A 13,763-nucleotide genomic window follows, 5' to 3' on the forward strand; every position below is an offset into this window, starting at 1 on the left:
ACAGTTGTCCAGAATTCGTGAAGTGGAGTTCACCGATGCCGGTACTGGCCGATCGCCAGAGTCAACTGCTTATCGACGGCAAGCTGGTCGCCGGGGGCGGTGGAGCTTTCGAGACCGTCAACCCCGCCACCGAGGAGGTGCTCGGCGTCGCCGCCGATGCCAACACCGAGGACATGGGCAACGCAATAAACGCCGCGCGTCGGGCATTTGATGACACCGACTGGTCGACGAACACCGCGCTCCGGGTGCGCTGCCTGCGGCAGCTGCGCGATGCGCTGCGCGAGAATGTCGAGGAATTGCGGGAGCTGACCATCGCCGAGGTGGGCGCCCCGCGCATGCTCACCTCCGGTGCGCAGCTCGAAGGGCCGATCGACGATCTGGCCTTCTCGGCGGACACCGCCGAGAACTACCAATGGCGCACTGATCTGGGACACGCCACCCCGCAAGGGATTCCGACCAATCGGGTGGTGGCCCGTGAAGCTGTCGGCGTCGTGGGTGCCATCACGCCGTGGAACTTCCCGCACCAGATCAACCTGGCCAAGGTCGGCCCGGCGCTGGCCGCCGGCAACACCTTGATCCTCAAGCCGGCCCCGGACACCCCGTGGGCGGCCGCGGCCATCGGCCAGATCATCGCCGAGCAGACCGACTTCCCGGCCGGCGTGATCAACGTCGTCACCTCCAGCGACCACTCGGTGGGCGCGCTGCTGTCCAAAGACCCTCGGGTGGACATGGTTTCGTTCACCGGGTCGACCACGACCGGACGTGCGGTGATGACCGACGCGGCACTGACCCTCAAGAAGGTGTTCCTGGAACTCGGCGGCAAGTCGGCGTTCCTTGTGCTCGACGACGCCGACCTGGCCGGCGCCTGCTCGATGGCGGCCTTCACGGTGGCCATGCACGCCGGTCAGGGATGCGCGATCACCACGCGTCTGGTGGTGCCTAGGGCTCGTTACGACGAGGCGGTCGAGGCTGCGGCAGCCACATTGGGCGGCATGAAGCCGGGCGACCCCAACAGCAAGCGCACGGTGTGCGGCCCGCTGATCTCGGCCCGCCAGCGCGACCGCGTGCAGTCCTATCTGGATCTGGCGCTGCAGGAGGGCGGCCGCTTCGCCTGCGGCGGTGGACGCCCCGCGGATCTCGACACCGGCTTCTACATCGAGCCGACCGTGATCGCCGGCCTGGACAACAACGCCAGGGTGTCCCGCGAGGAGATCTTCGGGCCCGTGCTGACCGTGATCGCGCACGATGGCGACGACGATGCGGTGCGGATCGCCAACGATTCGCCGTACGGTCTGTCCGGCACCGTGTTCTCCGGTGACGACGACCGCGCCCAGGCTGTGGCGGCCCGGCTGCGCGTCGGCACCGTCAACGTCAACGGCGGCATCTGGTACTCGGCCGACGCACCGTTCGGCGGCTACAAGCAGTCCGGGGTCGGCCGCGAGATGGGCCTGGCCGGCTTCGAGGAATACACCGAAATCAAATGCATCGCGACCTTGGCTAATTGACGTCGAGCGGCCAGTTGCGACACGCGATCTCGCGAGAACCGTGGAACAACTGGCCAGTCGGCCGGAAAGGAATTGAGACATGGGACAGTTCGACAACAAGGTGGCCATCGTCACCGGCGCTGGCGGCGGAATCGGCCAGGCCTACGCCGAAGCCCTGGCACGTGAGGGCGCGGCCGTCGTGGTCGCCGACATCAACACCGAAGGCGCGCAGAAGGTCGCCGACGGCATCAAAGGTGAGGGTGGCAACGCGCTCGCCGTGCGCGTCGACGTCTCCGACATCGACTCGGCCAAAGACATGGCCGCGCAGACGCTTTCGGAGTTCGGCGGCATCGACTACCTGGTGAACAACGCCGCGATCTTCGGCGGCATGAAGCTGGACTTCCTGTTGACCGTCGACTGGGACTACTACAAGAAGTTCATGAGCGTGAACCTCGACGGCGCGCTGGTGTGCACCCGCGCGGTGTACCGCAAGATGGCCAAGCGGGGCGGGGGAGCGATCGTCAACCAGTCCTCGACCGCAGCCTGGCTGTACGCCAACTACTACGGTCTGGCCAAGGTCGGCATCAACGGCCTGACCCAGCAGCTGTCACGCGAACTCGGCGGCCAGAACATCCGGATCAACGCGATCGCGCCCGGGCCCATCGACACCGAGGCCAACCGCACCACCACTCCCAAGGAGATGGTGGACGACATCGTCAAGGGAATCCCGTTGTCCCGCATGGGTCAGCCGGAGGATCTGGTCGGCATGTGCCTGTTCCTGCTGAGCGACCAGGCCAAGTGGATCACCGGCCAGATCTTCAACGTCGACGGCGGACAGATCATCCGGTCATGACCGACGAGCGCTCGCGTGAGGAGCAAACCCCGCTGAAACTCGGCTACATCGGCCTCGGTAATCAGGGCGCACCCATGGCCAAGCGGCTTGCCGACTGGCCCGGCGGCCTCACCGTGTTCGACGTGCGCGCCGAGTCCATGGCTCCGCTGGTCGAGCTCGGGGCGAAGGCGGCCGAAAGCGTCGCCGGTGTGGCAGAGGCCGACGTCATCAGCGTCACCGTGCTGACCGACGCACAGGTGCGCGACGTGGTGGCCGAGCTCGCCGCGCACGCGAAGTCCGGAACCGTGATTGCGATTCACTCCACGATCGAGCCCGGCACTGCCGCAGAGTTGGCAGACCAGCTGCGGCCCAAGGGAATTCGTATCGTAGATGCCCCGGTCAGCGGAGGGGCTGGTGCGGCGGACAAGGGCGAGCTGGCCGTCATGGTCGGTGCCGACGACGACGCGTACGACCTGGTCAAGCCGGTGTTCAAGCAGTGGGCCTCGATGGTGGTCCGCGCCGGAGAACCCGGAGCGGGAACGCGGATGAAGATCGCCCGCAACATGTTGACGTTCATCGGCTTCGCCGCCGCATGCGAGGCGCAGAAGCTCGCCGAGGCGGCGGGGATCGACCTGCAGAAGCTCGGCCGGGTGGTGCGACACAGCGACGCCCAGAGCGGCGGGCCGGGCGCGATCATGGTCCGCGACGACACGTCACCGTTGGCGTCGGATCACTGGATCTACGACATGTTCGTCCACACCCGGGGGCTTGCCGAGAAGGACCTGCGGTTGGCACTCGGGCTCGGCGAGGCCACCGGCGTCGAGCTCCCGCTGGCGGAGATCGCACTGCGGGATCTGGCCGCCGGACTCGGTGTGCCGCATACGGCTTCACACGGCGAAGTCGGCTAGAGAGGATCGAAGAATGGACGAGTTGCGCGCCAAGGGCCTGGCCAAGATGAACGAGGTCTACGGCTGGGAGATGCCGAACATCGAAGGGGACCCGTACTTCGATCTCACCGTCGATCATCTGTTCGGCACCATCTGGAGCAAGCCCGGGCTGTCCATGCGCGAGAAGCGGCTGATGACGTTGTCGGCAGTGACTGCCGTCGGCTCGCAGGACCTCGCCGAGATCCAGGTCAACGCCGCGTTGCTCAACGGGGAGTTCACCGAGGAAGAGCTCAAGGACATCGCCATCTTCCTCACCCAGTACCTCGGCTTTCCGCTCGGTTCCGGGCTCAACGGCACCGTGTCCAAGGTTGTGGCCAAGCGCCGCAAGGCCGCTGAGAAGGGGCTTGACGAGGATCGGCGGGCCAATGTGAACGCCGCCGTGAAGATGAACACCGGGAGCGAGCTCGATGACAAGTAGGTACGCCTCGCTGACCCGCGATGAGCTGGTCACCCTGGTTCCGGAGCTGCTGCTCATGGGGCAGATGATCGACCGCTCTGGGATGGCCTGGTGCATCAGTAATTTCGGCCGGCCGGAGATGCTGCAGATCGCGATCGAGGAGTGGGCGGCATCCAGCCCGATCTATACCAGGCGGATGCAGAAGGCGCTCAAGTACGAGGGCGTCGACATCATCACGATCTTCAAGGGCCTTCAGCTCGACATCGGTGCTCCGCCGCAGTTCATGGATTTCCGCTACACCGTCCATGACCGTTGGCACGGAGAGTTCCACCTCGACCACTGCGGGGCACTGCTCGATGTCGAGCCGATGGGTGAGGACTACGTGCGTGGCATGTGCCACGACATCGAGGACCCGACCTTCGACGCCACCGCGCTGGCCACCAACCGCAAGTGCCAGGTGCGCCCGATTCACCGGCCGCCCCGGACCCCGGCCGACCGGCAGCCGCACTGTGCCTGGACCGTGATCATCGACGAGTCCTACCCAGAGGTCGACGATATCCCGGCACTCGATGTGATCGGCCGGACTCGGGCTGCCCGAACGGTTCTGGATCCCATCGACCCCTCTGACGAGGGCGCGTCCGATTACTCGGGGCCGCTGCTGTCGGACTTCGACTTCGCGGCGTTCTCTCACTCGGCGCTGGTCCGCATCGCTGACGAGGTGTGTCTGCAGATGCATCTGCTGAATCTCTCGTTCATCCTCGCGGTCGGTGCCCGCGCCGGTGCGGACACCGCACTGGCCACCGACATCTGCACCAAGCAGCTGATCGGCGTGGCAGGGCTGGGTGCCGAGCGCATTCACCGGGCGCTGAACCTGCCCGGCGGGATCGAAGGTGCGATCCGGGTGCTCGAACTGCATCCGATGTTCAACCCCTCGGCCTACGTCGATGCCGAGTTCGGCCCCGACACGGTGTCGGTGCGGCGTTCCCCGGCCCATGAAGACGGTGCCTGGGTGTCCCTGGCCGGGCCTGCCGAGACCCGGCCGTTGGAAGCCGTCGTCGCCGCCGTCGACCCGCACCTTTCCGTCGAGGTCGTCGGATCGGACCAGGAGTGGACGGCTCGGGTGATCCAAACCGATACCGCGAGAAAAGAATTCGGTGAAGTCGCGGTGGCGAAGTTCAGCGGCGGGGCATCGTTCGTGTTCGAGCCGCGGAAATCGTTGCCGCTGACGGTGGTGTGAGTCTCCATACTTCACCGCCCGGCTCAGCGACCTAGAGTGGCTGGGTGGGCATCGCAAAGGTCCGCGCATGCGCCCTGGTGGTGGGCTTGTTCGCCGGGTGTGTGGCGGGCTGTGCCGATGATGGGCCGGTTCCGGAGAAGGCGCCGGCCGCCGGCGCGCCGCAGACCGGTGCGCCGGCGATGCAGCCCGCGCGTGTTCGGTCAGTGGACGCGGCCGCGCTGGGCGCCGCTTGGCGTCCGGAGTGCCCGGTACCGCCCGCGGATCTTCGCCGGATCACCCTGTCCTATATAGGTTTTGACGGCCGTTCGCACCGGGGCGACGTGGTGGTGCACCGTGAGGTGGTCAGCGACGTGATCACGATCTTCGGGGACCTGTATGCGGCGCGATTCCCGATCGAGAAGATGCGCACGGTGGACAACTATCCGCGCGCCGACGACGAACTGTCCATGCGGGACGACAACACCTCGGCGTTCAATTGCCGTCGCCTGTCGAATGGATCCTGGTCGTTGCACGCGTACGGTCGCGCGGTCGACGTCAACCCGTTGATCAACCCGTTCATCTCGGCCTCAGGCGAGCTGCAGCCGGCCACCGCGCGGGCATATCTGGACCGCACCCGCACCGATCCGGGGATCATCCGCGACGGCGATGTGGTGACACGGGCCTTCGCCGAGCGCGGCTGGCGGTGGGGCGGGCACTGGCACGACCCCATCGACTACCAGCATTTCGAGCGCCGCTGACGTCGTGTACCGGTTCAGGTCCCCGCTGACGGCCTCTCGGGCGTCAAACGTCCGCCCACGACGGCCGAGCCGACCCACCGCGTCAGATAGCCGCGCAGGGCCTCTCCGGTGCGGGGAGGCCGGCCAGGGTCGATGACGAAGGACTGGATGATCCGGAGTAAGTGCTCGGCGAGCTCGTCCAGTTCGGCGTCGCTGTACCCCACGTCGGCCCAGTCGACGTCCATCTTGTGCAGCATCGCGCGGGCAAAATCGACTGCGACATCCGAGGTCACCGACTCGGTGTGCGCGTTCGCGCGTCCGGGAGCCACGAGCAAACCGATGTGCTTGTCCTGGGGCAACCACTCCAGGGAGGTGGCGATGGATTCGGTGACCGCCTCGACCGGATCCGTCACGCCCTTGACGTGGGTGGCCAGCCGGTCCAGGAAGTCGCTGGCCGCATGTACCGCGGCGGCCACCAGCAGGGCGTCGGTGCTCGGGAAATAGCGGTACACGGTCTGGCGGGTGACGCCGAGCGTGCGGGCCACGTCGGCGATCGAGAAGTCAGCGCCCCGCTCGTCGATCGCCTTCCCGGCCGCGGCCAGGATCCGGGCAATCGCCTCTTCGTCGGTCGCCGGCGCCGACCCGGCCCACCCGTGCGTTCGCATGGGCGAATCCTAGAACAACGAGCGGATAAACCAGCCGGTCAACGGTGGTAGGCGACCGGCAGGTCCTTGACCCCGTTGATCCACCCGGACCGGAGCCGTTGCGGCTCGGCCAGTTTGGTGATGTCGGGGATCTGGTCGGCGATCTCGTTGAACATCAGCTTGATCTCCATCCGCGCCAGGTTGGCGCCGATGCAGTAGTGCGCGCCGTTGCCGCCGAAGGCCAGGTGCGGATTGGGGTTGCGCAGGATGTCGAACGTGAAGGGGGAGTCGAAGACATCTTCGTCGTAGTTGGCCGAGCTGTAGAACAGGCCGGCGCGCTGTCCGGCCTTCACGGTGACATCGCCGATCTGGGTGTCGACCAGTGCGGTGCGCTGGAAGCAGTGCACCGGGGTGGCCCAGCGGATGATCTCGTCGACCGCGGTCTCCGGGCGGTCACGCTTGAAAAGCTCCCACTGGTCCGGATTTTCGAGGAATGCGTTCATGCCGTGCGTCATGGCGTTACGGGTGGTCTCGTTGCCGGCCACCGCCAGCAGGATCACGAAGAACGCGAATTCCACGTCCGTGATGCCTTCTCCAGCTGTGCCTTCCGAGTCGGCTTGTACCAACCGCGTCACGATGTCGTCGGCCGGACACTTCCGGCGCTGTTCGGCCATGTTGTACGCGTAGCCCATGAGCTCCGCGTTGGCCATGGTCGGATCGCTGTCGAAATCGGGATCGTCGGTGTTCATGATGGCGTTGGTCCAGTGGAAGAGCTTCTCCCGGTCTTCCTCGGGCACACCGATCAGGTCCGCGATGGCCTGCAGCGGCAGGCTCATGGCGATGTCGTCGACGAAATTGCCGGTGTCCTTCTTGGCCGCCGCCGCCACGATCTCGCGGGCCGCGACGGCGAGTTTCTCCTCCAGCCCGGCCACCGACCGCGGCGTGAACAGCCGTGACACCAGTTTGCGCAGCCGGGTGTGCTCGGGCGCGTCGTGGTTGATCAGCAGTGCCTTGGTGAGGTCGAGTTGTTCCGAGGTCACACCTTCGGGGAGGCGCATGACGGCGCCCTTGGCGTTGGTCGACCACACTGCGCCGCCGTCGCGGGAGATGGTCTTGATGTCCTCGTGGCGCGTGATCACCCAGTAGCCGCCGTCATTGAAGATCGACTCGTCCTGCTCGTTCCACCACACCGGCGCGGTCTTGCGCAGTTCGGCGAACTCGGTGACGGGGATTCCGCGGAGCAGCACGTCGGGATCGGTGAAGTCGATCCCCGGGGGTAGGAGCGAAGCGACTGGGGGGACATCACCGTCGGCGCCGAACGGGCAGGCATTCATCGTGGTCAAGCCGGATCATCTCCTCGTGTGACGGCGAGCACATTTCTGCATTCGACCATACACTGCGGCGTCAAGTGTATGCCCGAACGCTTCCCGCTACGCTACGACGGTGCGCGTCCTCGTTATCGGATCCGGTGCCCGTGAACACGCCCTGCTGCTGGCCCTGCGCCGCGATCCGCAGGTGGAGGAGATGGCGGTGGCCCCCGGCAACGCCGGTACCCAGTCCATTGCCGATCAGTACGAGGTCGACATCACCTCGGGCGAGGCCGTGGTGAAGCTGGCCCAGCGCCTGCAGAGCGACCTGGTGGTGGTCGGTCCCGAGGTACCGCTCGTGCTCGGCGTGGCCGACGCCGTGCGGGCCGCGGGAATCGCCTGCTTCGGAGCGAGCAAGGACGCCGCCCGCATCGAAGGTTCGAAGGCCTTCGCGAAAGACGTCATGGCCGCGGCAGGCGTCCGTACCGCGAGCAGTGAGATCGTCGACAACCCGGCCCACCTCGACGCCGCGCTCGACCGGTTCGGCCCGGCCGCCGGTCAGGCCGCCTGGGTGGTCAAGGACGACGGCCTGGCCGCCGGTAAGGGCGTGGTGGTCAGCGCCGATCACGACGCCGCCCGCGCCCACGCCGCCAGCCTCCTGGACTCCGGCCACCCCGTGCTGCTCGAATCGTTCCTCGACGGTCCCGAAGTGTCGCTGTTCTGTGTGGTCGACGGTGCCACCGTGGTGCCCCTGCTGCCCGCGCAGGACTTCAAACGGGTCGGTGACGGGGACACCGGTCCCAACACCGGTGGCATGGGCGCCTACGCCCCGTTGCCCTGGCTGCCGGACTCGGTGAAGAACCAGATCGTCGACGAGGTCGTCAAACCCGTTGCCGCGGAACTGGTTGCGCGCGGCAGCTCGTTCTCCGGTCTGCTGTACGCCGGTTTGGCGATCACCTCGAACGGTCCGGCGGTGGTGGAGTTCAACTGCCGCTTCGGTGATCCGGAAACGCAGTCGGTTCTGGCCCTGCTCGATTCGCCGCTCGGGCAACTGCTGAACGCCGCGGCCACCGGCGAGCTCGCCTCATTCGGTGAGTTGCAGTGGCGCGACGGCTACGCCGTCACCGTCGTGGTGGCCGCCGAGAACTATCCGGGCCGGCCGCGCGTCGGCGACGTCATCCACGGATCGGAAGCCGACGGCGTGCTGCATGCCGGCACGGCGCGCCGTGACGACGGCGAGGTGGTGTCCTCGGGCGGCCGCGTGCTCTCAGTGGTCGGCACCGGAGCGGACCTGCCCGCCGCGCGTGATGCGGCATACGCGCTGGCCAAGTCGATCAGGTTGCCGGGCAGCCACTTCCGCACCGACATCGGTCTGGCCGCCGCCGAAGGGCGGATCAGCGTCTAGCCGATCAGGCGACCAGTAACGGGGCCATCCACGCGATCTCGGCGGGCAGCTGCGAACTCCAGAAGCTGCCGTCATGCCCGCCGGGGGAGAAGCCACCCGCCGGCGGATTGGGCAGCTCAGCGATGAACTGCTTGGTGGCCGAGTAGAACGGATCGCTGTTGCCGCAATCGATTCGGATCGGAATCGATCCCAGTGCGCTCTGGCCCCACACACTGTTCGCGGCGTAGTCGGCTGCGCTGTCGAAGGCGCCGGGCGCAGCGGCTCCCGAGGACGTCCAGAGCGCCGGGCTGACCGCACAGATCGCGGCCGTGCGGGCGGGCCCGAGCCGTGACCCGAGCAGCAGCGCGCCGTAGCCGCCCATGGACCAGCCCAAGAATCCCACCCGCGAGGTGTCGAGCCCCTGATCGCCGAGCATCGGGATCAGCTCGTCGAGCACCATCGCGCCCGAGTCCTCGCCGGACGCGCGTTTGTGCCAATAACTTCCACCGCCGTCGACCGCCACCACGGCGAACGGCGGCAACCCGGCCGCCACCGCCTCGGCCAGGCCCTGTTCCACTCCACCGGCCATCACACCGGCGGCATCCTGCCCTTTGCCGTGCAGGGCGATCACCGGGCGGAGTTTGCCGGTCTGGCCCGGCGGCCGGGCGATGGCCCAGTTGGTGTTCGTCCCGCCACGCGCGGCCGACACGAACGAGCCGCTGGTGAACGTCGGGGCCGCGACCGGGGCGGCCGGCGAGACAGGGGCGGAGGCGAGGGCTAGGGCACCGGCGGCGCCGGCAGCCGCACCGACGCCGAGGCGCAGGACTGCGCGACGGGTCAAGTTGGGCATGCGGGCCATCTTGCCATCGCCCGACAGAGGTATCGGCCAGTGGCATTCCCGTGGCATGGCCGACGCGCCGGAAAAACCTGAGTAGAGCCTGATGATTGGCCGAAACCCCGATGTGGAGGGGGCCGTGCTGGCAGCATGTGGAAGGTGACGGCAGCGGTCACCCCTAAAGGGGAGCGTCGGCGGTACGCCCTCGTCAGGGCAGCCGCCGAGTTGCTTTGTGAAGGCGGATTCGACGCCGTCCGGCATCGCGCCGTGGCGCGCCGGGCCGGCCTGCCGCTCGCGTCGACGACGTACTACTTCTCGTCTCTCGACGACCTCATCGGCAAGGCTGTGGAATACATCGGAACCCGAGAGGCCGAACAACTGAGGGCCGGTGTGGCCAACCTGTCGCGGCGGCGCCGCGGTGCCGAGTCGACTGCCGGCGTCCTGGTGGACTTGTTGCTGGGGGAATCTCTGGAGAGGCCCGGAAGCGAGGAGTTGATCTCGCGTTACGAGCGCTACATCGCCTGCGCCCGGCAGCCCGGGCTGCGCGACATCCAACGGCGCATCCTGCAACAGCGCACCGATGCCGTGCTCGAGGTGGTGGAACGCTCGGGCCGCTCGGTGCGGGCCGAACTGGTCACCGCCCTGGTGTGCGCCGTCGACGGAGCCGTGGTTGCATCGTTGGTGGACGAAGGTGAAGGGGCCAGAGTCAACGCCCGCGCGACGTTGATCGACGTCATCGATGTCCTTGCGCCCGTCGACGAGCAGGCGGGTACGCGTCTGACCGGCTGAAGGAGGGGGAATGTCGCTACCCGCAACCGCGGAGGAGCCACAGCTCAAGCGGGTGATGGGGCCCGGACTCTTACTACTGTTCGTCGTCGGCGACATCCTCGGCACGGGCGTGTATGCGTTGACGGGGCAGGTCGCCAAGGAAGTCGGCGGCGCCGCGTGGCTTCCGTTCCTTGCGGCGTTCCTGATCGCCACCATCACCGCGTTCAGCTATCTCGAGCTGGTCACCAAGTACCCCCAGGCGGCCGGCGCAGCGCTGTACGCGCACAAGGCATTTGGCGTCCAGTTCGTCACCTTCCTGGTGGCGTTCATCGTGATGTGCTCCGGAATCACCTCCGCCTCAACAGCTTCGCGATTCTTCGCGGCCAGCTTCTTCAAGGGTCTCGAGGTGAACTTCGACTACGCCCCCGGCTGGGAGAAGCTCGGCATCATCGGGCTGGCGCTGCTGTTCATGGCGATGATCGCCATGGTGAACCTGCGCGGGGTCAGTGAAAGCGTCAAGCTCAACGTCTTTCTCACCTTCGTCGAGATCACCGGTCTGCTGCTGGTGATCCTGGTCGGGCTGTGGGCATTCACCGGCGGCACTGCCGAAGTGGACTTCAGCCGGGTCGTCGCATTCGAGACGCCCGACGGAAAGAATGCCTTCCTCGCCGTCACCACGGCCACCTCGCTGGCGTTCTTCGCGATGGTCGGCTTCGAGGACTCGGTCAACATGGCCGAGGAGACCAAGGATCCGGTGCGGATCTTCCCCAAGGTGCTGCTGTCCGGTCTCGGCATCGCGGGCCTGGTGTATGTGCTCGTCTCGGTCATCGCGGTGGCGCTGGTTCCGGTGGGGACACTGGCCGCCAGCAAGTCTCCCTTGGTCGAGGTCGTCCACGCCGGTGCACCCGGACTGCCGATCGACAACATCCTGCCGTTCATCTCGATGTTCGCGGTGTCCAACACCGCGCTGATCAACATGCTGATGGCCAGCCGCCTCATCTACGGGATGTCACGCCAGCACGTGCTGCCTCCCATCCTGGGTGCGGTGCACCCGCGGCGCCGTACCCCTTGGGTCGCAATCACGTTCACCACGGTGCTGGCGTTCTGTCTGATCTTCTACGTATCGACCTTCGCCAGCGAGGACGCCATCGCGGTGCTGGGCGGTACGACGTCACTGTTGTTGCTCGCGGTGTTCGCGATGGTGAATGTGGCGGTCCTGGTGCTGCGCCGGGACGTGCGAAACGAGGGTGGGCATTTCAAGACTCCGACCGCGCTGCCCGTCGTCGGCTTCGTCGCCTCGCTCTATCTGGTGCTGCCCACTTCGGGCCGGCCATCCGAGCAGTACATCCTGGCGTTGGCCCTCGTGGTCATCGGCATCGTGCTGTTTGCCATCACCATGGTGATCAACCGGCAGCTCGGCATTCGCGGGGCGGGTATCACCGACCCGACCCATCTCGGCGACGCGCCCTAGGTCTCGGCGCGCAACTTCTCGATCCGGTTCTGCAGCAACGCAATCCGATGGGCATTGCCGTCCAGCTCGAGGTAGCGGTCTCCGAACACCGCCAGCAGGGCGTCGTCGAGGCGACGCACCGCGCCGGGCGGGTATCGATAGTCCATCAGGCGGTTGATCTCGTCGGTGTCCACCGAATCCAGCACGCCCGTCAACGCATCCAGCGAGGTGATGCCGAGCTCGAGCAGCAACCCGGAGATCCAGCTGTAATGGTCGGTGCGGGACCAGCCGGCGTCGGCGAAGCGGTTGCCCAGATACGTTGCCAGTACCGGTGTGGCGATGCGCGCGTCCGAAGACGACTCTGCGAATTCCGCGCCCCCCTCCTCGTCGGTCATGGTCTGCCGCAGCCGTTCCCGGATCTCGGTGAACTCGCGATCGGCCAGCTCCAGAAGTCCGGCGGCCAACGTGAACCGGCGGTCCAGTTCGCTGACATGCTCGGCCGGGATCGATCCCTTGTACCGCACGTCGTGCTCGAACTCGGCCCACGCGTGCTGCAGGACGGTACGGACCTGGATGGACGCCGGATACTGCTCGCCTTCCACGCCGATCAGCAGGTGCCGGCTCGCATAGCCCCAGCGGCCCTGGCGGGCGGTCTGCAGACCCATGTCCTGGTCGTCGAGCAGCCGCATCTCCTCGGCCAGCAGGTTGGCCACAGCGTCGACGTCCTCACGCAGATAGGTGATGACGCGCAGGCCCACCTGGTCGGTGATCTCGACCAGCGGATCGCTGTAGAGCGGAGTGCCGTCGGCCGCACGGCGATTGGCCTTCGCGGCGAACGAGTCGACACTCTTGGTCCGCGCCGTGATGCTCAGATAGTTGATGCCTGCCTCATCGAGCAGTCCGGTGACCAGCTTGAGGTACTGCTCCGTGGCGGCCACCAGGTCGGGGCGCCGGGCGGCATATTCGGCCACCGCGTTCGACGGCGGCGCATCGCGTGGCGGTGCCGGTCGTTGGCGGGGCAGCCGGTCCGGGGGAAGTGACGGGGTGACGATGTAGCCGGTGGCGAAGTCGCCGTAGATCGTCACGTCCTCGGGCCGGTGGTACCAGTACAGCGCGATGTAGGCGCAGAGCATGGCGTCGACGGGGTCCTCGTCACGGTCGAGTTGGCCCGGCCGGGTGGCGGCCTCGATCCGCCGGCGCAGCTCGACCCAGCTGACGTTGCGGTTGGCCCGCAGCCTCGGAGTCGCGGTGTCGAGCTCCTCGATGAACGTCATCAACCGCAGCAGCTCGTGCTGGCGGTCGCCGAACGATCCCCGCTTGTACTTCAGGGTCTTGTCGAGGCCGAACAACACGATGCTGGCCGGATGCGGATAGACCTCGATCGCGCGGCGCCGCGACGTGGACGACGGGTCCATGTCCAGTCCCAGCGCCGCGGCGATACGGGCGCCGCGCGGATGCTTGAACTCCGGTCGTTCGGTGAAGGCCGGGCGCGCACCGGCGTCGAACCGCTGGAAGTCCCGGTTGAGATCCCGTTCGCACTGCCGGTGGCCGGTCGGGTTCTTCACGATGAGCGGGGCATCGATGGCCACCAGGCAGTCGCCGCTGACGTAGGGCTCGATGGCCGCCGCGATGTCGTCGTCGTCCTGCGCCACACCGACGTGCAGGAGCCGCCCACCGGAGTCGATGACAGCCACGCCCGTCTGGTTCTTCTCGCCCCACGCGAGGTCGAGTCCGACGAAGTACATCCGTCCACTGTCTCATT

General features: G+C 67.0%; 13 protein-coding genes. 9 read left to right on the forward strand and 4 right to left on the reverse strand.

Annotated features, from left to right (window positions below; translation table 11 throughout):
• Positions 1-35: 35 nt before the first annotated feature.
• The 6 genes from H977_RS0124605 to H977_RS0124630 all read left to right on the forward strand — a co-directional run bounded on the left by H977_RS0124605 (position 36) and on the right by H977_RS0124630 (position 5,634).
• Complete coding sequence (locus H977_RS0124605; RefSeq protein ID WP_029110359.1) at positions 36-1,505, forward strand: aldehyde dehydrogenase; 1,470 nt, start codon at positions 36-38, stop codon at positions 1,503-1,505.
• 79 nt (positions 1,506-1,584) lie between these two features.
• Positions 1,585-2,337, forward strand: a complete 753-nt coding sequence (locus tag H977_RS0124610) for an SDR family oxidoreductase (protein ID WP_019344176.1) — start codon at positions 1,585-1,587, stop codon at positions 2,335-2,337.
• Positions 2,334-3,224, forward strand: coding sequence for an NAD(P)-dependent oxidoreductase (locus H977_RS0124615; protein ID WP_051289048.1), 891 nt, complete (start codon positions 2,334-2,336; stop codon positions 3,222-3,224). Before H977_RS0124610 ends, H977_RS0124615 begins: the two co-directional genes overlap by 4 nt.
• A 13-nt stretch (positions 3,225-3,237) precedes the next feature.
• Entirely contained in the window at positions 3,238-3,681 is a 444-nt protein-coding gene (locus H977_RS0124620; protein ID WP_029110361.1) for a carboxymuconolactone decarboxylase family protein, read from the forward strand.
• Positions 3,671-4,897: a hypothetical protein gene (locus H977_RS0124625; protein WP_029110362.1), complete on the forward strand. Its 1,227-nt coding sequence runs from the start codon at positions 3,671-3,673 to the stop codon at positions 4,895-4,897. Before H977_RS0124620 ends, H977_RS0124625 begins: the two co-directional genes overlap by 11 nt.
• A 44-nt stretch (positions 4,898-4,941) precedes the next feature.
• A complete protein-coding gene (locus H977_RS0124630; RefSeq protein ID WP_029110363.1) occupies positions 4,942-5,634 on the forward strand; it encodes a M15 family metallopeptidase in 693 nt (230 codons plus the stop codon).
• 14 nt (positions 5,635-5,648) lie between these two features.
• Here H977_RS0124630 and H977_RS0124635 read toward each other — a convergent pair whose 3' ends face one another.
• Both H977_RS0124635 and H977_RS33850 read right to left on the reverse strand, forming a co-directional pair.
• On the reverse strand, positions 5,649-6,278 hold the full coding sequence (locus tag H977_RS0124635; protein WP_029110364.1) for a TetR/AcrR family transcriptional regulator: 630 nt from the start codon (positions 6,276-6,278) through the stop codon (positions 5,649-5,651).
• 38 nt (positions 6,279-6,316) lie between these two features.
• Positions 6,317-7,591, reverse strand: coding sequence for a cytochrome P450 (locus tag H977_RS33850; RefSeq protein ID WP_051289049.1), 1,275 nt, complete (start codon positions 7,589-7,591; stop codon positions 6,317-6,319).
• Positions 7,592-7,700: 109 nt separating this feature from the next.
• On the opposite strand from H977_RS33850, the gene purD reads away from it, so the two are divergent.
• A complete protein-coding gene (gene purD / locus H977_RS0124645; protein WP_029110365.1) occupies positions 7,701-8,969 on the forward strand; it encodes a phosphoribosylamine--glycine ligase in 1,269 nt (422 codons plus the stop codon).
• Between the two features lie 4 nt (positions 8,970-8,973).
• Here purD and H977_RS0124650 read toward each other — a convergent pair whose 3' ends face one another.
• Positions 8,974-9,807: an alpha/beta hydrolase gene (locus H977_RS0124650; protein ID WP_029110366.1), complete on the reverse strand. Its 834-nt coding sequence runs from the start codon at positions 9,805-9,807 to the stop codon at positions 8,974-8,976.
• A gap of 126 nt (positions 9,808-9,933) precedes the next feature.
• On the opposite strand from H977_RS0124650, the gene H977_RS0124655 reads away from it, so the two are divergent.
• Positions 9,934-10,572, forward strand: coding sequence for a TetR/AcrR family transcriptional regulator (locus tag H977_RS0124655; protein WP_029110367.1), 639 nt, complete (start codon positions 9,934-9,936; stop codon positions 10,570-10,572).
• Positions 10,573-10,582: 10 nt separating this feature from the next.
• Positions 10,583-12,022: an APC family permease gene (locus tag H977_RS0124660; RefSeq protein WP_029110368.1), complete on the forward strand. Its 1,440-nt coding sequence runs from the start codon at positions 10,583-10,585 to the stop codon at positions 12,020-12,022.
• Here H977_RS0124660 and relZ read toward each other — a convergent pair.
• On the reverse strand, positions 12,019-13,746 hold the full coding sequence (relZ, locus tag H977_RS0124665; protein ID WP_029110369.1) for a bifunctional ribonuclease/(p)ppGpp synthase: 1,728 nt from the start codon (positions 13,744-13,746) through the stop codon (positions 12,019-12,021). The two genes, H977_RS0124660 and relZ, sit on opposite strands and share 4 nt — an antisense overlap.
• Positions 13,747-13,763 lie beyond the last annotated feature (17 nt).

It is taken from the genome of Mycobacterium sp. URHD0025, from assembly GCF_000426065.1.
GTDB lineage: Bacteria > Actinomycetota > Actinomycetes > Mycobacteriales > Mycobacteriaceae > Mycobacterium.